Origin of the sequence: Bradyrhizobium nivariense, assembly GCF_029846695.2 — a bacterium.
GTDB lineage: Bacteria > Pseudomonadota > Alphaproteobacteria > Rhizobiales > Xanthobacteraceae > Bradyrhizobium.
This window is the reverse complement of the sequence record NZ_JARWCR020000103.1, coordinates 1-24,685: the sequence shown is the minus strand read 5'-3', so window position 1 is coordinate 24,685 and position 24,685 is coordinate 1. Positions and strand designations below refer to the sequence as shown.

Genomic DNA, 24,685 nt, shown 5'->3' with positions numbered 1-24,685 from the left:
GGGGTGGGGGTATCTCCGCCAGAAGGACTGCCCAAGAGGAGAGAGCCCTCACCCGCCGCGCTCTATGAGCGCGTCGACCTCTCCCGCAAGCGGGAGAGGTGACGAGCCGCCCTACCTCGCCGTCTCCACCCCGGCGTCCTTGATCACCTTCGCCCATTTCGCGGTCTCGTCCGCGATGAAGCTGCGAAAATGCTCCGGCTCATCGCCGATCAGCGTTGCGCCCTGGGCGGCGAGCTTTTCCTTCACCGCGGGATCCGCCATCGCCTTCGTCGCCAGGCCATGCAGTGCTGCGACGATCTCCTTCGGCGTGCCCTTCGGCGCGACCATGCCGTACCAGTTCTCGATGCGCAGGTCTGCAAAGCCCGCTTCGGCGGTGGTCGGCACTTCGGGTGCGGCCGGGGCGCGCTCGGCCGAGCCGACGGCGATCGGACGCAGGGCGCCCGCCTTGACCTGCGGCAGTAGCACCGGCAGGTCCAGGAACGTCATCTGCACCTGCTGGCCCAACAGATCGTTCACGGCCGGCGCCGCGCCGCGATAGGGCACGTGCACGATGTCGATCCTGGCCGTCAGCTTGAACAATTCACCGGCGAGATGGGGCAGGCTGCCGGCGCCGGAGGAGGCGAAGTTCAGCTTTCCCGGCTGCGCCTTGGCGAGCGCGATCAATTCGCCGATGTCTTTCGCGGGCAAATTGGTGGCAACCACGAGCATTTCCGGCACGGTTGCGACCAGCGTCACCGGTGTGAGGTCGTTGAGCGTATCGTAGGCGACTCTCTCCATGCTCGGGCTGATCGCGAGTGCGCCGGCGCTGGAGATCGCGATGGTGTAACCGTCAGGTGCGGCCTTGGAGACGGCATCGGTGCCGAGCACGCCGCCCTGGCCGCCGCGATTGTCGATCAGCACCGGTTGTCCCGACAGCTCCGACATGCGCTGGCCGATTACCCGCGCGATGATGTCGTTGGGGCCGCCGGCCGGGAACGGCACGATCAGCTTGATCGGCTTGGCCGGGAAATTCTGGGCGGAGGCGAGCGTCGGAAACAGCAGCAGGGCAGCAAGGACGAGCTTGCGCCAGTTCTTCATTACAAGTTTCCCCTGTCGCCTATCCGTTGAGCAGTTTCAGTGCTTCTTCGTGAACCCTGGCGTCGCCGGCCGCGATGATGCGGCCGCCGCCCTGGGCCGGCTTGCCTTCCCAAGTGGTGACGACGCCGCCGGCGCCGGTCACGATCGGGATCAGGGCCGCGATATCGTAAGGCTTCAACTCGGTCTCGACCACGAGATCGACGTGACCTGCGGCCAGCATGCAATAGGAGTAGCAGTCGCCGCCATAGCGCGACAGCCGCGCGCCCTTCTCGATGCGGCCGAAAATGGCGCGGTCGCGCTCGTTCATCAGCAGCGGGCTGGTCGTGTAGGTCGTCGCTTCCGAGAGCGAAGCACAGCGGCGGACCTGAAGCCGGCGCTCGCCGGAAGGGCCTTTGTAGTTCGCCGAACCATTGTCGCCGGAAAAGCGTTCGCCGATGAAGGGCTGGTGCATCATGCCGAATACCGGCGCGCCCTTGTGCAGCAGCGCGATCAGCGTGCCCCAGATCGGAAAGCCGCCGATGAAGGATTTGGTGCCGTCGATGGGATCGAGCACCCAGACATAGTCGGCGTCCTCGCGTTCGTTGCCGAATTCCTCGCCGACGATGCCGTGCTGGGGGAAGCCGGCCTTGATCAGCCGCCGCATCACCGCCTCCGCGGCGCGGTCGGCTTCCGTGACAGGGTCGAACTCGTTGGTCTTGCTCTTGTCGTCGATCGACAGCGAGGTGCGGAAGAACGGCAGGATGGTTTCGCCGGAGGCGGTGGCAAGCCGTCCGATGAAGGCGGAGAAGTCGATCACCGTCACGGCGAATCCTCAAAAGCGAAAGTCGGGTGAAGCTCGCTCCTGCCTAGCTCAAATCGGAAGGATCGTGCAGCGTTGTCTTGCGTTTGCGCCCTGGTATTTTGGATGCCGAGCCTGGCCTGCCCCAGATGAGCCATAAGCTGGCCAAATATCGATCATTGAGTTGAATGCTTAGTTCCGAACATGCCTCGTTCGTATGCAAATGACTATCAACCCATTGAAATTCCTTATCAAAGAAACTGAATCTGGGTTTCCCTGGAAGCAACTGAGCTATGTGTGTTTTGCATGGGAAACGGCTCAAAAGCCCTTGCGTTTTGTGCGTCGCGGCCGCATATTGTTGCGGTGCGGTAGCGCTCTGCGTTACCGCTGCCCTCCTTGGGCGTTTCCTCCCTAGACTTGGGCCGCTTCTTCATCAGAAGCGGCCCTTTTTTCTTTGAGCCGTGTATCTTTGAACCCGTGTTTTCGTTTTCGCGCGCGCTCGGATGCGAAGCGAAGAAAACCTGCTCGCACCAATCGCTCGCGACGGATCGTACGAAGAAAGCTTTGGCCTATTCAGCCGCGGCCTGGAACGGGCCGAGATCGCCGAACGGGATCGTGGTCGCCAGCACGTCGGCGAGCACGCCGAAGTCCGACGCCACCTGCGCAAAGCGCGGACTGCGCTCGCGCCGCCGCTCGTCCATGTAGATCGCGCGGTTGAACTCGAGCTGCACGGCGTGCAGGCCGCTGGCCGGGTTGCCGTAATGCTCGGTGATGAAGCCGCCGGCATAGGGCTTGTTTCGGCCGATCGAATAGCCGAGGCCCGTCATGGTCTCCTCGACCCTGTCGGGCAGGAGCGGCGTGCAGCTCGTGCCGTAGCGGTCGCCGATCACGATGTCGGGCCGCCGCGGCTCGTCGCGGGAGACGCCGACCGAGGGCATCGAGTGGCAGTCGACCAGCATCACGGTGCCGAACATCTGGTGCACCTTGTTGATCAGCCGGCGCAACGCGCGATGGTAGGGCTTGTAGAGCGTCTCGATCCGCGCCAGCGCATCGTCGACCAGGATGCGGTCGCGATAGATCTCCTGGCCGTCGCCGACCACGCGCGGAATGGTGCCGAGCCCTCCGGCAACCCGCATCGAGCGGGTATTGGCAAAGCTCGGCAGGCGCCCTGTGAACATCCTGGGATCGAGCTCATAGGGCTCGCGATTGACGTCGACATAGGAGCGCGGAAAGTTGACCCGCACGGTCGGAAAGCCGCGCTCGCTCAGATGGCCGATCAACTCGTCCATGAAGGAATCTTCGGAACGCCGCAGCGTCGGCAAGTCGATCCTGGAGGCGCTGAGGAATCCGTCCGGATAGGTCGAGCCGGAATGGGGCGAGTTGAAGATAACAGGCGCGCGCCATTGCGCGGGCTCCACGATCTCGAAGGCTGGCGACATGTCGCCGTCAAACCGTGTCATCTTCTCAGGCTTCGTCCCTTGTTCTCAGGCTTCGCCCCCTGGCGCCGCCAGATCCGGCAAACGCCTTGGCGAATTGATTCGGCCATTCGAGCGGCTCTTATGTGTCCTCATTGTCCGGAATCGCAACCATCCTGCCAAGCGAAAAGATGTGATCTGCGCTGGAACATGTCTTAACCCTGCGGGCAGCGAGGCGGGGATCGGCAGGTACGGCTCGATTGATTCGTGCCGTATTCCGGTTCACAAGAGCCCGGCAGCGCGAGCTGCCGAGGGTAAAGATTTTCACCCCAAATTTACCCTCCGTCGGGCTTAGTGACCTCTGCTGAAATCCTCTGGGGATTCGACGTTTCCGCCATGCCAAAGATCCTGCTCGCCGAAGACGACAACGACATGCGCCGTTTCCTGGTCAAGGCGCTGGAAAACGCCGGTTTTCAGGTTTCATCCCACGACAATGGCATGGCCGCCTATCAGCGGCTGCGGGAAGAGCCGTTCGAGATGCTGCTCACCGACATCGTGATGCCGGAGATGGACGGCATCGAGCTCGCCCGCCGGGCCTCGGAACTCGACCCCGACATCAAGATCATGTTCATCACCGGCTTCGCCGCGGTCGCCCTGAACTCGGATTCGGACGCCCCCAAGAACGCCAAGGTGCTGTCCAAGCCCGTGCATCTGCGCGAATTGGTCAGCGAAGTGAACAAGATGCTGGCGGCCTAAATCGCCCCGTTCCGTCCTTGCGCCGGCTCCCCTGAGCCGTTATAGGGACCCGACCCGATCTAGACGATATCTAGGGCGCGTAGCTCAGCGGGAGAGCACTACCTTGACATGGTAGGGGTCACAGGTTCGATCCCTGTCGCGCCCACCATCCTTCGCTCGCGATAGCCGAGAGAAGGATGCCGCGCCGAAGCCCAACGGGCGCAGGCGGGCTTTTCTCCGCGAGCTACGGCTCGGCAAGCCATGTCCTTCGCTCGCGATAGCCGAGAGAAGGATGCCACGCCGAAGCCCAAAGGGCGCAGGCGGGCTGCCGCCGCGAGCTACGGCTAGGCAAGCCACCAATCTCATTGCGGCGAAGCGTGTCCGGCGTAGCTCGAAGAGCGTAGACGGACTGGAGCGGCAGCCTCCTCAGCCGAAACACCGCCGCCAAATCCCCCTATTTCAGTTCCGTGTTTGCGACCGGAAGGATGGCGGCGACGTGCCAGCCGTCCGCATCCTGGACGTAGGTCTGGCTGATCAGAAACGTATTCTGTTGTGGCGGCTTGCCTGGAAGACCGCGCGTGAAAACGATGGGGACGAGGATCTGCATGACCTCGTTCGAGATTACGGCGACGTGGAACTTCGACATGTCGGGTTCGAGTTGCCAGGTCCCTTCGTAATACGCCTTGAAGCGGTCGGCGACCGCATCACGGCCTCTGGTCTCGATGCCTCTCGCAAACAACAGCGTGCTCGGCGAATTCCAGAGCATGGCTTTCACATCGTCCGCGTTATGCGCATTCTGCGCGGCAATGAATTTCTCGAAGATGGTTCGCGCCTCGGCATCATTTGCCGTCGCCAGCGCAGGTCCGACCGGCCAGAACGTTGCGGCGAAACACAACGCTGCGGTCATCGCGGCAAGATGGTGCCGTCGTGCAAACGGTCGTGGCCCGGCGCCGGCCAAAGGCTTCCTGGGACGGATCATGTTCACCTCTCGTCGTTTGCCGGCTGGCATTTTGAATGTTGGTTGTCATACCATTGATCGCTTCGCCGATTTTTCAGGATCGCGCGATCAGAGCTCACAGCTGCATCACGGATGCGTTGGTTCAGGCCGTCGGATGCCGCGGGACGTAACGGGCAAACTCTCGCCGCCGGCGTCAAGTTGGGTTATCGTCTCGTGGTGTCACTTAGTCCGGATGGCATCCGGGCCACGATGCCGCCTGAGACGAGAGGCTGCCCATGAGCATTTCCGTCATCGAGCAAGCAAAGATCCAGGCGCAGGTGCTGGTGCCGCTGGTCAAGGCGTTGCAGACCGAGCTCGGCGAGGTGCGCGCCAACGCGCTGGTGCGCAAGGCGCTCGGCGATCTCTATCGCGGCTTCGGCGAGGAATTCTGGAAAGCCAAGAACGGGACCGATCTCGGCGAGGCGGTGTCGTCCGCCTTCCAGACCTATGCCCGTGACGACGCGCTCGCCTATGACGTCGTCGAGCAGACCGCGGACGTCTTCGCATTCGACGTGAAGCGATGCGCCTACGCCGAGTTCTACAAGGCGCTCGGCGAGCCGGAGCTCGGCTTTCTCCTGATCTGCACCGCCGACTTCGCGACCGCGGAGGGTTTTGGCTCCGACGTCAAGCTCACGCGGACGCAGACCATCATGCAAGGCGCCGATCATTGCAATTTCCGCTACCGGCGCGATGCAGGCGGATCATAGTGGGGAAATGCGAATGACGCGCGCGAGCTGTCTTGCCGTGGCGGTGCTGGCGCTGATGGCGTCACGCGCGGACGCCGCGATCGTCGACTGGCAGGCCGAGCTCCAGCGCTGCCGTGAGCTGCGCCAGACCGTGGTGCCGCTGCTTCAGGCTGGCGAGGGGATATCCGCCGTCGGTCGCTCCAGCAGGTCTGTCCGTCGCTGCATCTGGATCCAGCGCATGGCGGTGCGCAAGAAGATCCCGGGCGCGGGGGCGTGGTAGCGCCCTGTCAGGTGGACGTGCTCTTCGGCGCGAGCAGCAAGTCCTTCAACCCGGTCGGATAAAGGCTCGGTCCGCCCTCGACATCGAGATCGGCGAGGTCGAACCAGCGCGCAACGATCGGCTCGCCGTTATCCTCGCGGAAATCGATGCGGTCCCGGCCGCTGAAGGCGCCGTCCGGAAATGCGACCTCCACGATGAACATCACTTCGTGTCCGGTCGCTCCTTCGTGCGCGAAGATGTTCTCCATCATCAACGGCTCGCCGGTGATTGTGACGTCGATGCCGAGCTCTTCATTGAATTCCCGCGCCAGGGCCGCCCGCCAGCCTTCGCCGAACTCGATCTCGCCGCCGAGCGGACGCACGCCCTTGATCCGCCCCGCATCGTCGCGCACCTCGGCCGCCAGCAGGCGCCCGTCCCGCCAGTGCAGGCCGATCGCGACGACGCGGATGTGCTCGTGAGGCCGCCATGTGGTCATGGGGCATCGATAGTCCGCTTGCCCCATCGGCGCAACAATCTAAGCGCGCTCGCGCGCGTGTCTCGCCGATCACCCGACCAGATACTTCTTCACCGCCGCTTCGTCCCACGCAATCCCGTTGCCGGGCTCCTCGCTCGGCAGCGCAAAACCGTCCTTGATCTGCAAACGCGTCGCCAGCACCGCGTCGGCCCAGTCGACATATTCCAGCCAATGCGCGGTGGGCGTTACGCAGAGCAGATGCGCGCTGACTTCCGAGAACAGGTGCGTCGACATCTCGATGCCGGCGGCGTGCGCCAGCGCAGCGGCGCGCAGCCAGCCGCTGACGCCGCCGATGCGCTGCACATCAGGCATCACGTAGTCGCAGGCTTCCGCCAACAGCGCGGATTGCATCGCGAACGCGCTGTCGAAATTCTCGCCGATCTGGACCGGGGTGCGCAGCGCATCCGCGATGCGGGCGCAGCCGGAATAGTCGTCGTGACGAATCGGCTCCTCGATCCAGGTCAGACCCTCATCGTCGAGCATCTCGCCGCGGCGAATGGCTTCGGTCACCGTCAGCGCCTGGTTGTAGTCGCACATCAATGTCACATCGTCGCCGACGGCCTTGCGCACCGCGCGCACCACCTTCAGGTCTTCCCGCGCATCGGGGCGGCCGACGCGGATCTTTGCGGCCTGAAAGCCCTCGGCCAGCAGCTTGTGGGCTTCCTCCACCGCGGCACCCGCCGCCATGATGCCGAGCCCCTTTGAATTGTAGGCCCTGACCGGTTTCGGCGCGCCGCCGAGCAGCCGCGCCAGCGGCAGGCCTCTGCTGCGGGCGAGCGCGTCCCATGCCGCCATGTCGATGCCGGATTGCGCCATCCGCTGCAGGCCGGCGAGCCCCAGCAGCGTGAAGCGCTGGGTCAACTTGCGCTCGATCTCGAACGGCAGCAGCTCGTCGCCGGCGACGAGCTCCGACATTTCCATGACCATCGCCGTCAGCGGCTTCAAGGCCGAGGGTGTGATCGAGAACAGATAGGCGTGCCCCCGCACGCCCTGGTCGGTCTCGCAGTCGATCAGCACCAGCGGCGCCTTTGCGACAGTCCCGGTCGAGGTTTTAAGCGGCAGGTTCATCGGCACGATCACGGGGCGCGCGGCGAAACGTTTGATACGGATGGTTTCGGTCATGGGGGTCTCCGGGCGGCGCAGGTACAGGACGATGCCGATTCTAAACGTCCATTGTGAAACGAAAAGCTGCCTGCGGCGACTCCCATAATATGGGGTTGCGATGAAGGGCATCAGCCGCGAAATCATTCCCTACTCGGTCGACGCGTTGAACGATGCGGCGGCGGAGCGAAGCGGGATCATCACCGAGCGGGCGCCGGGCCTGGCGCTCTATCTCGATCCGGCGTGAGCCGGCTCACCGCGCCGCGCCTTCCGTGAAGGCGGTTTCGATCACATCCCCAAATGGCTGCCAGGAGCGGCCGTCGAACTGGACCAGCCGCATCTGCCTGATCGGCAGATAGCTGTTCGGCGAGGTGTTCATCCTGATGTTGGGCAGCGCGAGGGACGGCTGATAACTCCTCAGCGAAGCTGCCTGGCGCATGATGTTCTCGCGCGAAAAATCGTCGCCGCATTGCTTCAGCACCTGCGTCAGCGCCTCGGCCGCGGCGTAGCCGTAGAGCGCGGCGCTGTTGTTGGTGCTTTCGACGTGATGGTACTTGTCCATGAAGGCGAACCAGTCCTTCATGGCAGGATCGTCTTTCCATGCGGGATCGCTCGGATCCTTCAGAAAGGCTGCCGAGATCACGCCGGCCGAATTCTCCAGGCCTGCGGGCGCCATCGCATTGGCGATCGACGCGGAGGCATCGTTGACGATGAAGACCGGGCGCCATTTCAACGACGCCGCCAGCTTGATCACCTTGGACGCCGTCGACGGCACGCCGAGAAAGACGAAAATATCGGCGCCGGCGCGCTTGAGGATCGAGACGTGCCCGTCGAGATGTTCATCGGCTATGTCGAAGGCAATGTCGACGAGGATGAGGCGGTTCAGATCGCCAAGACCTTCCTCGATGCCCTTGAGGAGCGCGCGTCCGAACTGGTCGTTCTGCCAGAGCACCACGATCTTCTTCCTGGGATAATAGGCCTGGATGTAGTTGGCGTAGATGCGCCCCTCCGACCGGAACGACGGCTGCCAGCCCATGGTCCAGGGAAACGCCTTGGCCTGGCTCAGCTCCTCGTCGCCGGATGCGACGAACAGCTGCGGGATCTTCTTCTCGTTCAGATACCAGCGCGCGGCGATATTGCCGGGGGTGCCGAACGAGCCGAACATCAGGTGCACGTCGTCCGTCTCGACCAGATTGCGCGTCAGCTCCAGCGCGGTCGTCGGATCGGAATTGTCGTCGCGCGTGATGAAACGGATCTTGCGGCCGTTGATGCCGCCACGCGCGTTGACCATGTCGAAATAGGCGGCTTCCGCCTGGCCGATGGCGCCGAATTCGGACAGCGGTCCCGAATACGGCATGACATTGCCGATGCGGATTTCCTTGTCGCTCGCCGATTGCTCGGCATGTTGCTGCGACATCGCGCCGAGCGACCCGAACGCGATCATCGAAACGAACAGCAGTCTGCCGGTGACGCCCATGCGCGATACCATGATGTTGGCCCTTCATGGAGGTCAGCTTAATCTGCACCAAGGTCGCTTGATCTAGCTCAAGCGTTTGTCATTCGTGTGGCTTGGCGGCTCGTTGCGAAGCCGCGCACCTGTCATCCTCGAAAGAAAATGGCAGGCGTGCTGACGCGCCGACTGTGGCGGGCCGCTAGGGCAGCCCGCGGACTTTGAACTCTATCTCGACCCGGCGGTCGTGAAATCGGGCGATACAGCGCGGGTGCGCTCGCTGCTGGAAAGCGCGCTGGCCTCGCTGAAGCCGGCGCGAGGACGTGGGCCGATGAAATATGAATCGATCTGTGAAAGATCAAGTTTGGGATAGCGGCCCTTAATTTGGGCGGTGGTCAAAATTGACCAGGCGCGGCAGAGCTTGCGGTTCTATGATGGCCCATCACCGCCTCCCATTGGCATCCATCGGTGACTGAGAGTATCGCGCTCCCGCCGGACCCGGGCGAGCCTCATGACCATTCAGCGAACATCCTGTCCTAAATGCCAGGCAACGACGATGCTGGCGCGCATCACACCCGGCCCCGCCGGTTTTGACATTCATACCCTCGAATGTCCCGCTTGCGATTTCGTCGATCAGATCGCGGTCGACCTGGTGGACCCGATGAGATCGGCTGATACCTTGGCTTGGTTTCAAAGCGAATTGCGGGCGCCTACGTAGGACGCGCGCTACCTGAACGATCGAGGGCCGAAGGCCTAGACGTGGGCATTGGTCGAGAAGAGCCAATTGCAGCGCGCGGCTTGGCACTGTCTGCAGTAGAGAACCGCTAAGAGCCGCGTTGGCCGATACGGGCACAGGGTCCGTGCTACCGTTCGGCTGATAAGTTGACGAGGTGCAGCTTGGTCGCTTGGGCCGTCGCGGGCGAAGCCGGCGGCATTGTCTTCTCAAAGTCCGCGAGAATGCTGGCGCCGAGCTCCGAGGCGGGGATCGGCCGGCCGAAGAAGAAGCCCTGGACCTGATCACCGTCGGCTGCGTCGAGAAAAGCTGCCTGGTTGGCGGTTTCGACGCCTTCGACCGTCACGCGCATGTGCAACTCCCGTCCGAGCGCGATGATCGCTTTCACTACTGTCCCGACCTGACAATAGGAGCCGTCAAGGCCCTGCATGAAGCTTCGATCGATCTTGATCTTGTCGAACGGAAAGCGCCACAGATAGCTGAAGCTCGAATAGCCAGCCCCGAAATCATCCATCACGATGGCTACGCCCATCTCCTTGAGCGCCAGGAGCTGCGTCATGATCGTTTCGGTATTGCCGAGCAGCAGGCTTTCGGTGATCTCCAATTCGAGCCGGTGCGGCGCGAGTCCCGCCTCCTTCAGTGCGGCGGCGACGATGTCACTGATACTGCCCGCCGCGAACTGCGCGGGTGACAGATTCACTGCAACGGTCAGGTGCGCCGGCCAGGTCGCAGCCGTGCGGCATGCGTCCCGCAACACCCACGCCCCGATCTTGTCGATAAGCCGCAAGTCCTCGGCGACGGGAATGAAGGTCAATGGCGGAATCAGCGTTCCGTCCGCCGCGGGCAGCCGGATCAGCGCTTCGAAGCCGGCAAGGCGGCGCTGGAATATTTCGAAGAGCGGCTGGTAATGCAGTTCGAAGCGATCATTGAGTACCGCCCCGCGAACCGTTTTCTCGAGCTCGATGCGCGCTTGCAGCTCTGTATCCATTTCGGGCAGGAAAAATCGGATGCAGTTGCGGCCGGCGGCCTTGGCCGCGTACAGCGCGAGGTCGGCACTCTTGAGCAATCGCTCGGGCGTGGTGTCTTCCTCCATCGCCAGCACTACACCAATGCTGGCGGTGGTGAGGATCTCGTGCTGCCTGAATTTCACGGTCGCATTTGCGGCGGCGGCAAGATGGCGCGCAAACGACTCGGCCTGCGCCTTGCCGGCGATGCCGCTCTGCACGACGACGAACTCGTCGCCGCCGAGCCGGGCCACCACGTCGTCGATTCTGACCGCAGTGCGCAGACGCTCGGCGATGGACTTGAGCAGAAAGTCGCCGCCGTCATGACCAAGCGTATCGTTGACCTCCTTGAAGCGGTCGACGTCGATGAAGTGTACGGCAAGGCTGCCGCCCCGCATCGGCAAGCGGGCGATGGCGCTCTCCAGCTTTTCGATCAGCTGGGGGCGATTGGCCAGCCCGGTCAACGCGTCATGATGGGCGAGAAACCGGATGCGCCGGTCAGCGTGTTTCACCTTTTTCTCCCGGTACCAGGCAATTGCTGGAATGGAGAAGGCGAGCCCTGACAGCAGGCAAAGGAACGCGGCCGCGGTCAGGAACGTATTGTGGACATTCCTGCGTTGCTCGGTTTCATCCACGTAGGCCGCAACGACCGCGGTGAGGCGACCATCGGTCTGGACCGGGACATAGGCGCGGGCGAAGAATGCCGGTCGGTCGGGCGAAGTTCCCTCCCTGACGTCGACGATCGGTCGACCGTCAACCACTGATCGCGCCGAGGAAGGCTGCTCGCCGCCGGCGATCTGCTCGAGATCGGTGACGCTGGCCGCCAGGAACCTCGCCCAGCTGCGAGCGGTCGACGTCGCATCTTGACGGAGAAGGTGATCGGTCGTGATCTTTAGGGTCATCCCGGCGCCCAGCAACAGAATGGCAAGCGCAGCGACGATGGTGACGATGTTTCGCGGGGGCCAGATACTGGCGAGTGATGGCATCCGTGGCTACCGGGTCGATCGCATTTTCGTGAGTTCGGCCCGGACCGTTTTCAGCAGCTCGGCATTGCGCTCACTTTTCGAAGCCCAATCATTGGCAATGGCCGCGAACACGGCATTTGCCGCATCGAGGTCCGACGGCGAGGGTATGATCACCTGGCGCTTGGGGTCGGACTTTAGCTCCTCCACAATGCTGCCTTCCACAGCTTCGTAGGTATCCATGAAACGTCCGGCGGACCATGCACCACTGTATTTGAGGATGATCGCCTGCGCCGATTTCGGTAGCCGGTTGAATGTTTTCCGGTTCATTAAAACCATCAGCGGCGCGCCGCTGATGCCAAGAAGGTAATGATAAGTCGCAACGCGTTTGATGCCGTAATCGACCACTGAAGCAGGGTTCACGAGGGCGCCATCGATGCTGCCGTTGCCGATGGCTTCGGAGATCTTGGTGACCGGCAGGAGCACAGGCCGCGCCCCCAGCTTTTCGAGCGCTGCGGCTTCGCCAGGATTGTTGACGCGAATTCTCTTGTCCTTCAGATCATTCAGCGACGTGATCGGGATATTGCTGTGGATCGTCTCGGGCGCAGTGACGTAAGCGCCGATCACGGCGTAGTCATCGTATCCTTGCAACGCGTTGGCGGCCATCAGCCGGCCGAACACCGCAACGGACTCCCGCATGCTCGCAAACAGGCCGGGCATTTCGATGATCGCATTGTCCGCGAACCGGTTGCGCGTCAGTCCCGTCACGACATAGGCAATGTCGGCCGTACCGTCGAGCACGAGCTGGGGCTGCTCAGCCGGATCCTTGCCAAGCGCGCCGCTGAAATAGGTTTCAATTTCGATCTGGCCTCTGGCCTCAGTGTTGACCGCCTCGACAAACGGCTTGACCGCGGCGAGATAACTCGTCGAGCGGTCGGAGCTGAAGAAGGCCAATTTGAGCTTGACCGGTTCGGCGGCGGACGTCGAAATCAACGCAAAAGAGATCACCGCGCATCGTGCGAGCAAATTAAGCATCGGTTTTCCGATCGTGGCGGCGGCGCGTCACACCGTTGTGCGAAACGCCGATTTCCTTGGTCCTTAACGAACCCCCACAGATAGAAATGCTTTAGATAACTCTCCTAGATAGCACGCGGCTGGTCCGGGCGGCGACCAAATCGCGAATCGTGGTTTGAGGCGTGCTAACGCCGGCGAGACAATTGTCTGAGAGGCGCGGCCGGGGAGGGGCAGCCCAGCCAAAGCTGGACGTTGTCGGCGCGCTGCCGGCAACACGCCGCTACGGCAGCCCGCGCGCTTCGAGCTGATGCACCAGCAGCAGCGTCGGCTCGGCGAGGCTGTCGCCGGAGCCGTCGAGGCCGAAGGCGCTCGCGATGCCGTCGCGGCTGCGCAGTAGCGTGGCGCGCGGACAATGGCCGGCGCCGCAGAGCGTCTTCTTCAGGGTTTCGCCCTGTGCCACGAGCCCGGCGGAATCGTCCGCGGCCCAGGCCAGCACGATCGGCACATCGACATTGAGGATGCCGGGGAAGACCGAGCGCTTGTTGTACTGGCTGGCGTCGCTGCCGAGATAGGCCTTCTCGCTGTCGCTCGCGTCCTTGCCCGCGCGGTAGACCCCGGACACCAGCACGACCGCCGCGACATCGGCGCGATCGGTCTGGAGCTCGGGATGCGCCAGCAGGGTGGCGACATGGAAGGCGCCGGCGCCGTAGCCGACCGTGACGATCTCGCGGGCATCGCCGTTGAACAGGTCGATATTGCCGTGGATCCAGGACAGCGCCGCCGCCACGTCGGTTGCGCCGGCCGGCCACGTCGCCGAGGGCGCCAGCCGATAGTTGACACGCACGCCGATCATGTCGTTGCGCGCGGCAAAGCACATGACCTGGTCCTGGATCTGGCGCGACAGCTCCGGCGCGGCGTGGTCGCCGGTGAAGGTGTCGCCGGCCACGAACAGCAGCACCGGCCGCGGCGTATCCGCCTTGGTCGTGCTGGTGGCGACATCGAGCACGTTGGCTTCGCTCTCGCCGTAGCGCAGGCCGCGCGAGAAGGTGACCTGCTCGCACAGCCGCGCGGTGCCACCCGCGGTGGTGTCGTTGTCGGTGAGGCCCACCCGGACAAGATTGGACGGCGCGGCCGGCAGCATCTGCTGCGGACCGTGTGCAGAGGCTGCCGTCACGCCCAGAATTAGAAAAAATGCGAGATAATTCTTCATGTCGTTGTGTCGGCCCTGCGTGCCCGATATGGGCTCGCGCGTTTGGCCCGTCTTTTCAATTCGCCTTATTAGTTAGTTGGTCTTGAGGCGATTTCACGGCACCTGTGGTTCTCTCTCGGCTCGTCCGCCACGCGTGGTTCAATTCCCCGGCTGGAACGTGCAATCCGCCCCGCTGCCGTCCTTTCGCCTGATGGCATTGGGATCGATCGTGCAGCTCAGCTTCGTCAGGCTCTCGAAATTCGATCCCGCGGCGCCGTCGGGCGGAATGCCGGCCAATGCCTCGGTGGCGAAGATCTCGTTGGCCGTGGAGCCGTTCACGGTCTTGGTCTTCTTGCCGAAGGTGACCTCGCAGTTCCGCACGGTGATGTCGACATTGCCGGTGCGGCAGACGATTCTATCGGCGGTCACCACGATCGGCTTCTTGTAGGGAATGTCGCCGTTGGCGGCGAACAGCATCGCCACCGCCTTCTTCTCGGCGCCAGACAGGGCCGGCGACAGCGGTGCGATCACCCCGGCGAGCGCCAGCGCCGTCGCGCCCGAGACTTTTGCGGGCGTGGCGCCGGAGGCACCGGAGGCGGTTGCGCCAACGAGGGCGCCGGCGAGGATCAATCGAACGGGTTTCATCTTGCCTCCACGGACCCTAAGTCTCAGGCCGCTTTCTTCCGCTTGGCGAGCTTCTTGGTGGTCTTTTTGGCCTTTTTCTTCTTTGCCGCCTTCTGGGCCGCGAGATAGGCCTCGACCTTTTTGGACGAATGGCCGGCCGCGGCGACGGCGGCCTTCAGCCTCGCCGGGGTGATCTTGAATTTTTTCGACCAGTAGCGGACCTCATAGGCCTCGCCGAGCGCGATCCGGCTCTTGTCGGCGGCACGGTGCTTCTGGAGCTTGATGTAGGCCTCGACCTTTTTGGCGGAGTGGCCGACCTTCTTGACGGCGTATTTCAGCTTGGCCGGCGTCACCTTGAACTTCTTCGACCAGTAGGCGACTTCGTACTTCTCGGTGAGCGCGATCAGCGCCCGATCCGCTCCGCCCCGCTTCGCCTTGTTGTCGGCCATGCGTCCCTCCTGCCATGCAATGCGCGTCCAATCTAGCATGCAAGGCGATTCGGAAGGCAAGATGCCAATCGTGCGGCTGTTGCGCGGAGCGGCCGTTTTGCACCGATGAGTCAAACGGTTGCGCGGCGTGACCCAGCCTCAAGCCGGCAACGGCTTTCTACTGTGCATGGGGTTGTTTTCGCGTTTTTTGTTTTGGCCCGCCCGTCACGCCTGCTTCATCGTCCGGAAGGTGATGGAATAGCGGCGCGCCTCGACCGGCGGGATGCTGTGCTCCCATAGCGACCGCGCCTCGCCGTCCATCATGTAAAGCGAGCGCGGCAGGGCTTCGAGCGTGTGGCGCTCCCACTTATCGCCGCTGCGGCGGCGGAAGCGGAATTTGCAGGACGAGCCAAGCGACAGGCCGAGGATCTCTTTGAAATGCGGCTTGTCGCGGTGCCAGCCGATGCCGACGCCGGCGTCGTATTCGGTGCAGAGCACCTGCTGGACGCTGCCGTCGGCGAGGCCCGTCCAGGCCTCGACCCGCCGCGCGACAGGGAGCACCCAGTCCGGGATCGGCTCGGCCTCGGCGAGCCGCTGCAGGGCGTAGTCATAGCGATAGCCGAAGGACGCCACCCGGCGGTTGCCCTCGAAGGCGCCGAACTGGAAGCGCTGGAGCGGCAATGCTGCGATGCGGCCGATCAGCGCCTGCTCGGCGGCGGCTTCGATAAAATTGTCCGTGTAGCGAAGCCCCGCGGGGCCTTCTTCCGGATCGGCGAACAAACCAAGCTGCGTCATTCCTCGCATTTCCGTGATGGAACCTAATGGCGGTTGATGCGACTTACATATGACGCGGGGAGTAACGTGCGAGGCTGTCATGGCGCAGAAGCATACCGCCGATCCGGCCGAGATCATGCGGGCGACCGGTCATCCTGAGCTGGAATACGCCGCCGGCTGGACCATCGCCGGTCTGGTCACCATCGGCGCCATCGTCGCGGCCTGGGTGTTCGCGATCTAGGCTATTGGGAATTTGAGCTCGAAGGCCGCGCCCTCGTCGGTCGGCTTGAGCCTGATCGAGCCGCCATGGCTCGCCATCACTGCGCGCGCGATCGCTAGCCCCATCCCGGTGCCGCCCTGGTCGCGGCGGGTGGTGAAGAACGCATCGAAGATCCTGTCGCGGTTCGGCGCCGAGATCGGCTCGCCGTCATTGCTGACGGTCAGAAGCAGGGTCGTTCGCTCGTCGGTCGCCTCCAGCCTGATTGTCGCAGCCTTGTGCCGCATTGCGTTGTCGGCGAGGTGCGACAGCACGATCAGCGCCTTTTCGCCGGACATGCCGATCACGAGGTCGAGGCTGCCGCTGGCCTCGATTGCGCTTGCCGGAAACCGGCTCCTGAGGTCGGCGATCACGGGTGCCAGCTTCGTGCGCTCGTTCTGCGGCAGGCTCTCGGCGCGGGCGAGCTCGCGCAGCCGCTGCGCCATCGCCTCCAGCCGCTTTGTGTCGGACAGGATGTTGGCGCGTGCGCACCGACACGCATCATTTCAGCGCCAATCTGGATACGCCGGTCAAGGAGCTGGAGGCAACTGACTGGCTCCCGTTCCGCGAGGTGCTGTCGCATTCGCGCAGCGCGCTCATGGTTGGCCATGTCACGCTCACCGCCGTCGACCCCGACCGCGCCGCATCGCATTCGAAGCGTGTCGTCGAGGGCATCATCCGTGACAAGTGGAATTATCAGGGTGTGGTGATGACCGACGATTTCGTGATGGGCGCGATCTACCAGCACGACGTCTGCCAAGCCGTGGTCGAGGCCATCAACGCGGGCGTCGATTTGCTGCTGGTCGCCTATGACGGCGCGCAATTTTACCGGATTTTCGCTTGCGCCCTGGATGGATCGCGGCGGGGCAGGCTCGATACGGCGATGCTGCGCGCGAGCGAGGCGCGGCTCGTGCGGGGCTTTCCGACCGAGCAGGCGCAGGCCGTCTCACGCCCTGTCAGCGTCGCCCGCCAAAACTAGCCCTTCGCGAACTGACGGTAGTCAGGCTCGCGATGAAACCAGAACTCGTAGCCGGTGATAGCCTTCTGCATGGCAACGTCGTGGATCGGCTGGTTGAGCGGAACGACGGGAACGTCGCGCATGCAGAGCGCGATGAAATCCTTCACGGCCTTGTCGTACTCGACGGCATCCGTGGTGAACCGCGCCTTGTCGATCAGCGCGTCCATCTCCTTGTTCTGGTAGGAGGAGATGTTGAAGATCGAGTTGTTGCCGTGGAAATTCCAGTAGAAGTAATACTCGGGATAATCCAGCCAGCCGCTGAAGCGGTTGAGCGCAAGCGGCAATTCCTTCTTGTTCAGGGTGGTGCGCCAGTTCGCGCCGGGAATCTTTTCGATCGCCGCCTTGATGCCGATCTTGGCGAGGCTTTCCTGGATCAGGATTGCGGTCGGCTCGCCGACCGTCGCCGTGCCGGTGTCAAGCGACAAGGTCGTCTCCAAGCCGGACTCGAAGCCCGCCTCCTTCATCAACGCCTTGGCTTTGTCGAGATCGGTGACATAGGGAAACGGCTGCGGCCACTTTGGCTTCGAGACGTCAGCGGCTCCGCCATACATGGGCACCGCGCGTCCGAAGAACGCGCTGCTCTGGATCTGCTCATAGGGCATCGCCCAGGCGACGGCCTGGCGGAGCTTCACATTGTCGAACGGCGGCTTTGCCGTGTTCAGCGCGACGGACCAGAGCGCGTTCGGGATCGGCACGCCCGAGACCTTGACCTTGCCTTCTCGAATGATCTGCTCGAAGTCACGCGGCGCAAAGCCGCTGGAGATATCCGCATCGCCCCGCTCCAGCATGGCGCGGCGGGTGCCGGCGGAGGGAACGTCGCGCGCAATCACGCGCCTGACCTTCGGCAGCGGTCCGCTCTTCCAGTCGTCGAAGCGCGCCAGCACGGTCTCGCTGCCGGGCTTCCAGCTCTCGATCCTGTAGGCGCCGCCGCCGGCCTCGTTGTTCCTCAGCCAAGCCAGCGCCCAGGGGTCTTCCGGCGCCGCGTTCTTCTTCGCGAGCTCGGAGTTGATGATGAAGGGCACGACCACCGCGACGTTGAACAGCAGCATCTTGTCCTTGCGCACATAGTCGATGCGGAAGGTGTGATCGTCGACCACCACGAACTGCTCGGGCTTCTCCAGCGATCCCGCCGACATCTGGAAGGTCGGAAAGCCGCCGACCTTCACGGCGCGGTCGAACGACCATTTGACGTCCTTGGCGGTAACAGGCGTGCCGTCGTGGAATTTTGCGTCCTTGCGAAGCTTGAAGGTGCAGGACATGCCGTCGGCCGCGACCTCCCAGCTCTCGGCGAGCTCAGGTGCAAGCTTCTCCCGGTCGTATGAGATGGTGCCGTCGGGCAACGTCTTGGAGGCGTAGGTCAGCAGGCGATCGTAACAATTCCAGGACAGGCCGTTCACGGTCTGGTTGGAGCCGACGCCCTGCATGTCGAGCGAGTTCGGGCCCAGCTCCTGCACCACCAGCAGCGTCTCGGCACGCCCCTGCGCCCAGGCGAAGGGAGGTGCGACCGCCGTCAGTCCGGCGAGGCCGAGGCCGCCGAGCACGCCGCGACGGTTAACTTCGAAGGATGATGCGCTCATTGGTGCCCCACTCTTGAGAGATTTGCACCATAAAGAGGCAAGGCGCATGCCATCGGCCGCGCTTCACGGCGTCGCATCTGCGCCTCGTCTATCTCAACTCCCTCGCCAGGAAGTCGACCAGCGCACGCACCTTGGTCGAGGGACGCGGACCCGCCGGGAACACGGCGTACACATCGACCGGCGCGAGCTTGTAGCTCTTCAACAGCGGCACCAGCGCGCCCGCCTTGATCTCGGGGCCGGCCATCACCGGCGACATCATCGCGATGCCGAGGCCTGCCAGCACACTCGCGAACACGCCGGGACCGGAGTCGGTGGTTATGCGGCCGCGGACATCGACCGAGGTCTCCGCGCCGTTGCGGGTGAACGACCAGGTGGTACGGCCGAACAGGCCGGGACCGAAGATGCAGTCATGCGAGGCGAGATCAGCCGGCGTCTTCGGGATGCCGCGTTCGGCAAGATAGGATGGCGCTGCGACGAGAAAGCGAGGCACGGTCGCAAGCTTGCGTGCGCCAAAGCCGGAATCGTCGAGGGGGCCGAGGCGAATGGCGACGTCGGTGCCTTCCACAACAAGGTTTTGCCGTTCGTCGGCGACGGACAGTTCAACGCGCAAGAGGGGATGAATCCCGAGGAATTTCGGCAGGCGCGGGATGATGTTTCGTGTGCCGTAGACGATCGGCATCGTGATGCGCAGCGTTCCACGCAAGGAATCGACGCCGCGTGCGGCGTCTTCAGCATCCTCGATATCAGCCAGCACTTCGCGCGCACGCGTCAGGAACAGCGCGCCGGCGTCCGTGACCGTGATGCTGCGCGTGGTCCGCAGCAACAGCTTGACGCCGAGTCGCGTCTCCAATTCGCCAATGATGCGCGACACCGAGGGCTGCGACAGGCCGAGCTCGCGCGCGGCCTTCGAAAAGCTGCCGCTCTCGGCCGCGCGGACGAAGACGACCAATTCCTGGAGCCGGTCGCTCATTTGAAATCCGGATAAATGTTGTCCGTATCGACCATATACCCCTTCATTCTCGAATGATCCAGATAAGCCGGGCCAACTGCAAAAGATGGAGCTACCCATGGCCCTGCAAGACAAACTTGATGCCCTCAAAGCCGACTTCGAAGCCGGCCGCTTTCCGCTCAAGCCCAGCAAGGAGGCGCTCGACACCATGCATCGCGCCACCGCCGAACTGATCGCGAGCGGCCAGGCGCAGCGCGCCAAGAAGGCCGGCGACATTGCGCCGGAATTCATCCTGAAGGACCCCGACGGCAAGCCGGTCTCCTCGCGCGACCTGCTCGCGAAGGGACCGCTGGTCGTGTCGTTCTATCGCGGGGTCTGGTGCCCGTATTGTAACCTCGAGCTTCAGGCGCTCCAGGAGGCGCTGCCGGAGATCGTCGCGCGTGGTGCGAGCCTCGTTGCGATCTCGCCGCAGACCGCGCCGAACAGCCGCAAGTCCGAGCGCGAGAACAAGTTGTCGTTCCCGATCCTGAGCGACGTCGCGAGCGGCCTCGCTGACGCCTTCGGCATCCGCTTCGCACTGCCAGCCGATCTCGTCTCGCTCTACAAGTCCTTCAAGAACGACCTGCCGACGTTCAACGACAATCCGGCCTGGGTGCTGCCGATGCCCGCGCGTTACGTCATCGGCCGCGACGGCATCATCGCCTATGCGGAGGTGAACCCGGACTACACGCATCGCCCCGATCCGTCCGAGCTGCTGCCGGTGCTCGACCGGTTGCAGGCCGGCAAGGCGGCGTGAGCTCTACGGCGTCACCGCTCCGCGTGCGACCGCGCGCGGGGCGGTCAGCTCCTTCCACGTGGAATTCGCCACATGCACCGGCGAGAACGCCGGGCGCTCGACATAATGGCCGTCGCCGGCCTCGGCGCGCAAATCGCCATCCTTCCAGACGACGCGGCCGCGCGACAGCGTCGCCGCCGGTCCGCCGGTGCAGGAAAAGCCCTCGAACACGTTGTAATCGATCCGGCTCATCTGCCGCTTCGCGCTGATGGTCTTGCTCGCCTCGGGATCCCAAACCACGACGTCTGCATCCGAGCCGACGGCGACCGCACCCTTGCGCGGATAGATGTTGAGGATGCGGGCGATGTTCGCAGAGGTCACCGCGACGAATTCCTCCTTCGTCAGCCTCCCCGTAGCGACACCCGCGGTCCATAGCAGCGCAAGGCGATCTTCGAGGCCGCCGGTGCCGTTCGGGATCTTCCTGAAATCGCCGCGCCCGAACCGCTTCTGCTCGGTGGTGAAGGCGCAATGGTCGGTCGCGACCACCTGGAGCGAGCCGGCTTGCAGACCGGCCCAAAGACTATCCTGATGCGACCTGTCGCGGAACGGCGGCGACATCACGCGTTGCGCGGAATGATCCCAATCCTTGTTTTGATATTCACCGGCGTCGAGCAGCAAATGCTGGATCAGCGGCTCGCCATAGACGCGCTTTCCCGCCGCACGTGCGCGCGCGATCGCCTCATGCGCTTCGCGGCAGCTCGTGTGCACGATGTAGACCGGTGTCCCCGTCATGTCGGCGATCATGATGGCGCGGTTGGTGGCTTCGCCCTCGACCTCCGGTGGCCGTGAATAAGCGTGTCCCTCGGGCCCGGTGACGCCGCGCGCGATCAGCGCCTCCTGCATCAGGGCGACGACGTCGCCGTTCTCCGCATGCACCACCGGCATGGCGCCGAGATGGGCGCAGCGGGCGAACGAGTTGTAGAGCTCGTCGTCGTTCACCATCAGCGCGCCCTTGTAGGCCATGAAGTGCTTGAAGGTGTTGATGCCGTAGGTTTTGACCACGGTCTCCATCTCGTCATGGATCTGCTTCGACCACGACGTTACCGCCATGTGGAAGCCGTAGTCGGCTGCCGCCTTCTCGGATTTGTGCCGCCACTCCTGGTAGGCCGCGAGCATCGACTGGCCGGGATCGGGCAGGCAGAAATCCACCACCATGGTGGTGCCGCCGGCCAGCGCGGCCTTGGTTCCCGATTCGAAATCGTCGGCGGTGACGGTGCCCATGAACGGCATTTCGAGATGGGTGTGCGGATCGATCCCGCCCGGGATGATGTAAGCGCCGCCGGCGTCGACGATCTCGCTACCCGTCGGTGCGTCGAGCGACGGCCCGACCGCGACGATGGTCTCGCCGTCGATCAGCACATCGGCGCGGCGCGAATGATCATGATTGACGACGGTGCCGCCGCGGATGAGGAGGGGCATGGGAGGCTCCAGAGAGGGAAGATGATCTCGCGAAGCTAAGCGCGCTGCATGCGATGTGACAGGCGAAATTTTAGTCAGACGCCGCCGACAGCTTCGCTGGGCTCTCTCGGCTTCTACGCCGCCCGCGCGATCAGTCCGTCAATCATCGCGCGCACCAGGCCCGCGATTTCCTTTCGTAGCGCCGGCAGCGGTACGGCAACCAGCTTCTGCTCCAGCCCTAGCGCCACCATGCCATGCACCGCCGAGAACAGGCTGCGCGCGGTGATGCCGAGCTCTTCCCGACTGCGTTTTGGAAACAGCGCAGCCAGCGGCTGGTAGATGTGGCGAAACAACTGCATCTGGTCCTCGACGGACCATTCGGGCAGGGTCTTGTCAGCTTCCATGCGGTGCTCGAACAGCGCGCGCCACAGTTCGAGATTTTCCGCAGCGAAATCGCAATAGGCGATGGCGATGCGGACCAGCGTCTCCTGCGGTGACGGCTCGCCCTTGCTTTCCGCTGCGCTCAGGGCCTCGTCGAGCCGAAGCAAAGTGCGCGAGCCGACGCGCAGGATCAGCTCGTCCACGTCGGCCACGAGATTGTAGACCGCGCCGTTGGCGCAGCCGATCTCGCGGGCGAGATCGCGGGTTTTCAGGCCGGCCAATCCGCGGCTGGCGACCATCCGCTCCGCCGCCAGGATCAGGTCGGCCCGCAGTTTCTCTCGACGTTCCAAGGCTTTAGACATTTGCCGACCAAAATCGTGAGCGCGGCTCAAATATTTTTTGAACGATGTTCAAGTTCCCTGCTACAAACCATCTGTGAGCAACGCTCATAACAGGGAGCTTCAAATGTTCAAGACTGTAGTGACACTTTTCCGCGGCAGCATGGCCGCCGCGGGCGAGGAGCTGGAAGACCGGACGGCGCTTCTGATTCTCGATCAACAGATGCGCGATGCGGCAGCCGCCGTCGAGCGCGGCAAACGGACCTTGGCGCTGGCGATCGCACAGGACCAGCAGGAAGGCCGCAAGCTCGAGGCGACCGTCGCCCGCATCGCCGATCTCGAGACCCGCGCGGTTGCGGCGCTCGACGGCGGCCGCGAGGATCTCGCCAAGGACGCCGCCGAAGCCATCGCAGGCCTCGAGGCCGATCGCGATGCGGCGATGACGGCACGCGCCTTGTTCGCAACCGAGATCGCCCGGCTGAAGCGGCACGTCGCAAGCGCGCAAGCCCGTATCACCGAGCTCGACCGCGGCCGCCGCGTCGCCCGTGCCTCGGAAGCGGTGCGCTCGCTTCGTCGCAGCGGCATCGAGGCAGCACGCCCCTACGAGTCCACGCTGCCGGAAGCGGAGAGCACCTTGAGGCGCCTTCGTGAGCGGCAGATGGAAGCCCAGGCTGCCGACAATGCGCTGGTCGAACTCGATGCGGCCACCGGTCCGCTCGCGACCGCCGAAAAACTCGCCGAGCAGGGGTTTGGCCCCCGGCTCAAGACGACCGCGGACGACGTGCTGGCGCGGTTGAAGTCCAAGCGTATGCCGACTGTCTGATCCCAAACCCCATCATTCGAACCAACAGGAGACCATCATGAACCAGAACGGCCAGCCCCACAGCAGCGCCTGGGTGACTTTCACTTACGCGTCCTTCGCAGCCTCCGCCTTCCTCGTCGCCATCGGCATTTTCTTCCTGCCGATCGACCTTTGGATGAAGGGTTATCTCACCATGGGCGTCGTGATGCTGATCCAGACCTGCATCACCCTGACCAAGACGGTCCGTGACAATCACGAGAGCAGCCGGATGGTGAACCGAATCGAGGATGCCAAGGCGGAACGTCTGCTGATGGAAGTCTCCAAGGCGGCTTGACAGGTAAAGACAATACGCAAGGAAGCAGCGGAGCAATTCGCTCCGCTGCGTCGGCGCCGGAGCGCATTCCGCAAGACTCATATCGCGTCTGCGAAATGCAACCGAGCCATGACGGATCGCGCGGGCATGCGCCGACCGGTGGCGGCTGGCTGTCCTATTATGTCGAGGAGCACCAGTCCAACGCGCACACCATTGCGGCGCAGCTTGCCAGCCTCGTCATCGAGGGCGTGCCGGAGCGCTTTCCAAAATTGAAGTTCGTCTTCATCGAGGGCGGCTTCGGCTGGATCCCGTCCGCAGTGTGGCGGATGGACCAGCACTTTGAGCGCTTCCGCAGCGAGGTGCCGCATCTCAAGCGCAAGCCGTCGGAATATGTGCGCGAGCATTTCTGGTTCACGACGCAGCCGATTGACGAGCCGGACGAGGCGCGGCATCTGCGTTCGCTGATCGAATGGGTCGGCGTCGACCGTCTCTTGTTCTCGTCGGACTATCCGCACTGGGAAAGGTCCTATCCGGTCGCAGTGGAGCGCGGCGAGGAACTCCGGAAAGGCCCGTATGTTGCCGAGACGTATCCGGTGCATGTCGAGGACAGTTATGTGATCGTCGAGGTCTGAGCCGGCATTGCGGATTGTGATTTCGACGCAGGTGCGATATGGCTCTCGCGCTTTCCAGAGGCGGAGACGAGCTTTGTCGAAACAATCCCTGCGTGAAGAGGCCGAGCGCCTGATCCGCGAATCGATGGAAAAGAAGACCGTCGTCGTGAAGCAGGGCTCAACCCGCATCGAGGCCGTCTGCGGCAAGTGCGGCGCGCCGAACCGGGTCCAGGCGGAAAGGGGCCAGGCCCGGGTCAAGTTCGCCTGCAAGAATTGCGGGCATCAGCAAGAGACGCTGTAGAGCGCCCCCTGTGTAAATCCTCATCCTGAGAGCTTGTGACGCATTTGGCGTTCTGCGGAGTTTTGGAGCGATGTGGCAAGTGCTCGTCGTGGCAAACGGCAGTTTGAGGCTCGAGTTTGTCGATGAACTCCCGCTTATGCGCTGG

Annotated in this window: 28 protein-coding genes, 1 tRNA gene and 3 pseudogenes; 14 read left to right on the top strand and 18 right to left on the bottom strand. The window is 63.5% G+C overall.

Features of this window, described 5'->3' with window-relative positions; genetic code table 11:
* Positions 1-111: 111 nt before the first annotated feature.
* The 3 genes from QCM77_RS42805 to QCM77_RS42795 all read right to left on the bottom strand — a co-directional run bounded on the left by QCM77_RS42805 (position 112) and on the right by QCM77_RS42795 (position 3,315).
* Positions 112-1,077: a Bug family tripartite tricarboxylate transporter substrate binding protein gene (locus QCM77_RS42805; RefSeq protein WP_279690269.1), complete on the bottom strand. Its 966-nt coding sequence runs from the start codon at positions 1,075-1,077 to the stop codon at positions 112-114.
* Between the two features lie 19 nt (positions 1,078-1,096).
* Positions 1,097-1,879 carry a histidinol-phosphatase gene (hisN, locus tag QCM77_RS42800; protein WP_279661668.1) on the bottom strand — a complete coding sequence of 261 codons (783 nt, stop codon included), beginning with the start codon at positions 1,877-1,879 and terminating at the stop codon, positions 1,097-1,099.
* A 545-nt stretch (positions 1,880-2,424) separates the two neighbouring features.
* Positions 2,425-3,315, bottom strand: coding sequence for an N-formylglutamate amidohydrolase (locus QCM77_RS42795; RefSeq protein ID WP_279661671.1), 891 nt, complete (start codon positions 3,313-3,315; stop codon positions 2,425-2,427).
* A 351-nt stretch (positions 3,316-3,666) separates the two neighbouring features.
* Here QCM77_RS42795 and cpdR point away from each other — a divergent pair, with 351 nt between their 5' ends.
* Positions 3,667-4,026 (top strand): cell cycle two-component system response regulator CpdR, encoded by a 360-nt coding sequence (gene cpdR, locus QCM77_RS42790; RefSeq protein ID WP_007597092.1) that lies wholly within the window; start codon positions 3,667-3,669, stop codon positions 4,024-4,026.
* Between the two features lie 73 nt (positions 4,027-4,099).
* A tRNA-Val gene (locus QCM77_RS42785) sits at positions 4,100-4,174 on the top strand.
* A gap of 285 nt (positions 4,175-4,459) precedes the next feature.
* On the opposite strand, the gene QCM77_RS42780 is transcribed toward QCM77_RS42785, so the two are convergent.
* Positions 4,460-4,984 (bottom strand): Cif family virulence factor, encoded by a 525-nt coding sequence (locus QCM77_RS42780; RefSeq protein WP_280096756.1) that lies wholly within the window; start codon positions 4,982-4,984, stop codon positions 4,460-4,462.
* A 254-nt stretch (positions 4,985-5,238) separates the two neighbouring features.
* Here QCM77_RS42780 and QCM77_RS42775 point away from each other — a divergent pair, with 254 nt between their 5' ends.
* On the top strand, positions 5,239-5,709 hold the full coding sequence (locus tag QCM77_RS42775; RefSeq protein WP_279661724.1) for an L-2-amino-thiazoline-4-carboxylic acid hydrolase: 471 nt from the start codon (positions 5,239-5,241) through the stop codon (positions 5,707-5,709).
* Positions 5,710-5,722: 13 nt separating this feature from the next.
* On the top strand, positions 5,723-5,968 hold the full coding sequence (locus tag QCM77_RS42770) for a hypothetical protein (protein ID WP_280096755.1): 246 nt from the start codon (positions 5,723-5,725) through the stop codon (positions 5,966-5,968).
* A gap of 7 nt (positions 5,969-5,975) precedes the next feature.
* Here QCM77_RS42770 and QCM77_RS42765 read toward each other — a convergent pair whose 3' ends face one another.
* Together QCM77_RS42765 and QCM77_RS42760 are read right to left on the bottom strand one after the other, a co-directional pair.
* Positions 5,976-6,443: an NUDIX hydrolase gene (locus QCM77_RS42765; protein ID WP_279661728.1), complete on the bottom strand. Its 468-nt coding sequence runs from the start codon at positions 6,441-6,443 to the stop codon at positions 5,976-5,978.
* 69 nt (positions 6,444-6,512) lie between these two features.
* A complete protein-coding gene (locus tag QCM77_RS42760; protein ID WP_279661730.1) occupies positions 6,513-7,604 on the bottom strand; it encodes an enolase C-terminal domain-like protein in 1,092 nt (363 codons plus the stop codon).
* Positions 7,605-7,704: 100 nt separating this feature from the next.
* Between QCM77_RS42760 and QCM77_RS42755 the strand changes: the two genes are divergently transcribed.
* Positions 7,705-7,830: a hypothetical protein gene (locus tag QCM77_RS42755; protein WP_279661731.1), complete on the top strand. Its 126-nt coding sequence runs from the start codon at positions 7,705-7,707 to the stop codon at positions 7,828-7,830.
* Positions 7,831-7,836: 6 nt separating this feature from the next.
* Here QCM77_RS42755 and QCM77_RS42750 read toward each other — a convergent pair whose 3' ends face one another.
* On the bottom strand, positions 7,837-9,060 hold the full coding sequence (locus tag QCM77_RS42750) for an ABC transporter substrate-binding protein (protein ID WP_279661813.1): 1,224 nt from the start codon (positions 9,058-9,060) through the stop codon (positions 7,837-7,839).
* Positions 9,061-9,544: 484 nt separating this feature from the next.
* Here QCM77_RS42750 and QCM77_RS42745 point away from each other — a divergent pair, with 484 nt between their 5' ends.
* Positions 9,545-9,751: a response regulator gene (locus QCM77_RS42745; RefSeq protein WP_279690263.1), complete on the top strand. Its 207-nt coding sequence runs from the start codon at positions 9,545-9,547 to the stop codon at positions 9,749-9,751.
* A gap of 145 nt (positions 9,752-9,896) precedes the next feature.
* On the opposite strand, the gene QCM77_RS42740 is transcribed toward QCM77_RS42745, so the two are convergent.
* Together QCM77_RS42740 and dctP are read right to left on the bottom strand one after the other, a co-directional pair.
* Positions 9,897-11,405, bottom strand: coding sequence for a putative bifunctional diguanylate cyclase/phosphodiesterase (locus QCM77_RS42740; protein WP_280096754.1), 1,509 nt, complete (start codon positions 11,403-11,405; stop codon positions 9,897-9,899).
* Between the two features lie 357 nt (positions 11,406-11,762).
* Complete coding sequence (dctP, locus tag QCM77_RS42735; protein ID WP_279661815.1) at positions 11,763-12,740, bottom strand: TRAP transporter substrate-binding protein DctP; 978 nt, start codon at positions 12,738-12,740, stop codon at positions 11,763-11,765.
* Between dctP and QCM77_RS42730 the strand changes: the two genes are divergently transcribed.
* Positions 12,688-12,834: a hypothetical protein gene (locus QCM77_RS42730; RefSeq protein ID WP_279661817.1), complete on the top strand. Its 147-nt coding sequence runs from the start codon at positions 12,688-12,690 to the stop codon at positions 12,832-12,834. The two genes, dctP and QCM77_RS42730, sit on opposite strands and share 53 nt — an antisense overlap.
* Before the next feature lie 192 nt (positions 12,835-13,026).
* Here the strand turns inward: QCM77_RS42730 and QCM77_RS42725 are convergent, their stop codons facing one another.
* From QCM77_RS42725 to QCM77_RS42710, 4 genes are all read right to left on the bottom strand, one after another.
* Complete coding sequence (locus QCM77_RS42725) at positions 13,027-13,956, bottom strand: alpha/beta hydrolase (protein WP_279661736.1); 930 nt, start codon at positions 13,954-13,956, stop codon at positions 13,027-13,029.
* Positions 13,957-14,094: 138 nt separating this feature from the next.
* Positions 14,095-14,580: a hypothetical protein gene (locus QCM77_RS42720; RefSeq protein ID WP_279661737.1), complete on the bottom strand. Its 486-nt coding sequence runs from the start codon at positions 14,578-14,580 to the stop codon at positions 14,095-14,097.
* Between the two features lie 23 nt (positions 14,581-14,603).
* Positions 14,604-15,008: a DUF3606 domain-containing protein gene (locus QCM77_RS42715; RefSeq protein WP_279661738.1), complete on the bottom strand. Its 405-nt coding sequence runs from the start codon at positions 15,006-15,008 to the stop codon at positions 14,604-14,606.
* A gap of 204 nt (positions 15,009-15,212) precedes the next feature.
* Positions 15,213-15,782, bottom strand: a complete 570-nt coding sequence (locus QCM77_RS42710) for an alpha-ketoglutarate-dependent dioxygenase AlkB (protein WP_279661740.1) — start codon at positions 15,780-15,782, stop codon at positions 15,213-15,215.
* Positions 15,783-15,861: 79 nt separating this feature from the next.
* Here QCM77_RS42710 and QCM77_RS42705 point away from each other — a divergent pair, with 79 nt between their 5' ends.
* Positions 15,862-16,002, top strand: a complete 141-nt coding sequence (locus QCM77_RS42705) for a hypothetical protein (RefSeq protein WP_164937486.1) — start codon at positions 15,862-15,864, stop codon at positions 16,000-16,002.
* On the opposite strand, the pseudogene QCM77_RS42700 reads toward QCM77_RS42705, so the two are convergent.
* A pseudogene (locus QCM77_RS42700) lies at positions 15,999-16,499 on the bottom strand (sensor histidine kinase); the annotation flags it as partial. The gene QCM77_RS42705 and the pseudogene QCM77_RS42700 sit on opposite strands and share 4 nt — an antisense overlap.
* Between QCM77_RS42700 and QCM77_RS42695 the strand changes: the two are divergent.
* Positions 16,490-16,996, top strand: a pseudogene (locus QCM77_RS42695) (glycoside hydrolase family 3 N-terminal domain-containing protein); the annotation flags it as partial. The pseudogenes QCM77_RS42700 and QCM77_RS42695 overlap by 10 nt on opposite strands.
* Here the strand turns inward: QCM77_RS42695 and QCM77_RS42690 are convergent.
* Positions 16,993-18,612: an ABC transporter substrate-binding protein gene (locus QCM77_RS42690; RefSeq protein WP_279661750.1), complete on the bottom strand. Its 1,620-nt coding sequence runs from the start codon at positions 18,610-18,612 to the stop codon at positions 16,993-16,995. The pseudogene QCM77_RS42695 and the gene QCM77_RS42690 overlap by 4 nt on opposite strands.
* A gap of 88 nt (positions 18,613-18,700) precedes the next feature.
* Positions 18,701-19,582: a LysR family transcriptional regulator gene (locus tag QCM77_RS42685; RefSeq protein WP_280096753.1), complete on the bottom strand. Its 882-nt coding sequence runs from the start codon at positions 19,580-19,582 to the stop codon at positions 18,701-18,703.
* A 97-nt stretch (positions 19,583-19,679) separates the two neighbouring features.
* Between QCM77_RS42685 and QCM77_RS42680 the strand changes: the two genes are divergently transcribed.
* Positions 19,680-20,357, top strand: a complete 678-nt coding sequence (locus QCM77_RS42680) for a peroxiredoxin-like family protein (protein WP_280096752.1) — start codon at positions 19,680-19,682, stop codon at positions 20,355-20,357.
* Between the two features lie 3 nt (positions 20,358-20,360).
* Here QCM77_RS42680 and hydA read toward each other — a convergent pair whose 3' ends face one another.
* Both hydA and QCM77_RS42670 read right to left on the bottom strand, forming a co-directional pair.
* Positions 20,361-21,815 (bottom strand): dihydropyrimidinase, encoded by a 1,455-nt coding sequence (gene hydA / locus QCM77_RS42675; RefSeq protein WP_280096751.1) that lies wholly within the window; start codon positions 21,813-21,815, stop codon positions 20,361-20,363.
* A 113-nt stretch (positions 21,816-21,928) separates the two neighbouring features.
* Positions 21,929-22,537 (bottom strand): TetR/AcrR family transcriptional regulator, encoded by a 609-nt coding sequence (locus tag QCM77_RS42670; protein ID WP_279661758.1) that lies wholly within the window; start codon positions 22,535-22,537, stop codon positions 21,929-21,931.
* 103 nt (positions 22,538-22,640) lie between these two features.
* Here QCM77_RS42670 and QCM77_RS42665 point away from each other — a divergent pair, with 103 nt between their 5' ends.
* The 4 genes and pseudogenes from QCM77_RS42665 to QCM77_RS42650 all read left to right on the top strand — a co-directional run bounded on the left by QCM77_RS42665 (position 22,641) and on the right by QCM77_RS42650 (position 24,540).
* The gene (locus tag QCM77_RS42665) at positions 22,641-23,336 is read left to right on the top strand and encodes a PspA/IM30 family protein (RefSeq protein WP_280096750.1); all 696 of its coding nucleotides are present in this window, start codon (positions 22,641-22,643) and stop codon (positions 23,334-23,336) included.
* Positions 23,337-23,373: 37 nt separating this feature from the next.
* Positions 23,374-23,649, top strand: a complete 276-nt coding sequence (locus QCM77_RS42660; protein WP_279661762.1) for a YiaA/YiaB family inner membrane protein — start codon at positions 23,374-23,376, stop codon at positions 23,647-23,649.
* A 113-nt stretch (positions 23,650-23,762) separates the two neighbouring features.
* Positions 23,763-24,161: pseudogene (locus QCM77_RS42655) on the top strand (amidohydrolase family protein); the annotation flags it as partial.
* A 172-nt stretch (positions 24,162-24,333) separates the two neighbouring features.
* Positions 24,334-24,540: a hypothetical protein gene (locus tag QCM77_RS42650; protein ID WP_279661766.1), complete on the top strand. Its 207-nt coding sequence runs from the start codon at positions 24,334-24,336 to the stop codon at positions 24,538-24,540.
* Positions 24,541-24,685: the final 145 nt, after the last annotated feature.

Bases quoted from the DNA above. Each gene is read 5' to 3' on its own strand.
- QCM77_RS42805 (WP_279690269.1), bottom strand. From the start codon at position 1,077: ATGAAGAACTGGCGCAAGCTCGTCCTTGCTGCCCTGCTGCTGTTTCCG.
- QCM77_RS42795 (WP_279661671.1), bottom strand. From the start codon at position 3,315: ATGACACGGTTTGACGGCGACATGTCGCCAGCCTTCGAGATCGTGGAG.
- cpdR (WP_007597092.1), top strand. From the start codon at position 3,667: ATGCCAAAGATCCTGCTCGCCGAAGACGACAACGACATGCGCCGTTTC.
- QCM77_RS42780 (WP_280096756.1), bottom strand. From the start codon at position 4,984: ATGATCCGTCCCAGGAAGCCTTTGGCCGGCGCCGGGCCACGACCGTTT.
- QCM77_RS42775 (WP_279661724.1), top strand. From the start codon at position 5,239: ATGAGCATTTCCGTCATCGAGCAAGCAAAGATCCAGGCGCAGGTGCTG.
- QCM77_RS42770 (WP_280096755.1), top strand. From the start codon at position 5,723: ATGACGCGCGCGAGCTGTCTTGCCGTGGCGGTGCTGGCGCTGATGGCG.
- QCM77_RS42765 (WP_279661728.1), bottom strand. From the start codon at position 6,443: ATGACCACATGGCGGCCTCACGAGCACATCCGCGTCGTCGCGATCGGC.
- QCM77_RS42760 (WP_279661730.1), bottom strand. From the start codon at position 7,604: ATGACCGAAACCATCCGTATCAAACGTTTCGCCGCGCGCCCCGTGATC.
- QCM77_RS42755 (WP_279661731.1), top strand. From the start codon at position 7,705: ATGAAGGGCATCAGCCGCGAAATCATTCCCTACTCGGTCGACGCGTTG.
- QCM77_RS42750 (WP_279661813.1), bottom strand. From the start codon at position 9,060: ATGGGCGTCACCGGCAGACTGCTGTTCGTTTCGATGATCGCGTTCGGG.
- QCM77_RS42745 (WP_279690263.1), top strand. From the start codon at position 9,545: ATGACCATTCAGCGAACATCCTGTCCTAAATGCCAGGCAACGACGATG.
- QCM77_RS42725 (WP_279661736.1), bottom strand. From the start codon at position 13,956: ATGAAGAATTATCTCGCATTTTTTCTAATTCTGGGCGTGACGGCAGCC.
- QCM77_RS42720 (WP_279661737.1), bottom strand. From the start codon at position 14,580: ATGAAACCCGTTCGATTGATCCTCGCCGGCGCCCTCGTTGGCGCAACC.
- QCM77_RS42715 (WP_279661738.1), bottom strand. From the start codon at position 15,008: ATGGCCGACAACAAGGCGAAGCGGGGCGGAGCGGATCGGGCGCTGATC.
- QCM77_RS42710 (WP_279661740.1), bottom strand. From the start codon at position 15,782: ATGACGCAGCTTGGTTTGTTCGCCGATCCGGAAGAAGGCCCCGCGGGG.
- QCM77_RS42705 (WP_164937486.1), top strand. From the start codon at position 15,862: ATGGCGCAGAAGCATACCGCCGATCCGGCCGAGATCATGCGGGCGACC.
- QCM77_RS42690 (WP_279661750.1), bottom strand. From the start codon at position 18,612: ATGAGCGCATCATCCTTCGAAGTTAACCGTCGCGGCGTGCTCGGCGGC.
- QCM77_RS42685 (WP_280096753.1), bottom strand. From the start codon at position 19,582: ATGAGCGACCGGCTCCAGGAATTGGTCGTCTTCGTCCGCGCGGCCGAG.
- QCM77_RS42680 (WP_280096752.1), top strand. From the start codon at position 19,680: ATGGCCCTGCAAGACAAACTTGATGCCCTCAAAGCCGACTTCGAAGCC.
- hydA (WP_280096751.1), bottom strand. From the start codon at position 21,815: ATGCCCCTCCTCATCCGCGGCGGCACCGTCGTCAATCATGATCATTCG.
- QCM77_RS42670 (WP_279661758.1), bottom strand. From the start codon at position 22,537: ATGTCTAAAGCCTTGGAACGTCGAGAGAAACTGCGGGCCGACCTGATC.
- QCM77_RS42665 (WP_280096750.1), top strand. From the start codon at position 22,641: ATGTTCAAGACTGTAGTGACACTTTTCCGCGGCAGCATGGCCGCCGCG.
- QCM77_RS42660 (WP_279661762.1), top strand. From the start codon at position 23,374: ATGAACCAGAACGGCCAGCCCCACAGCAGCGCCTGGGTGACTTTCACT.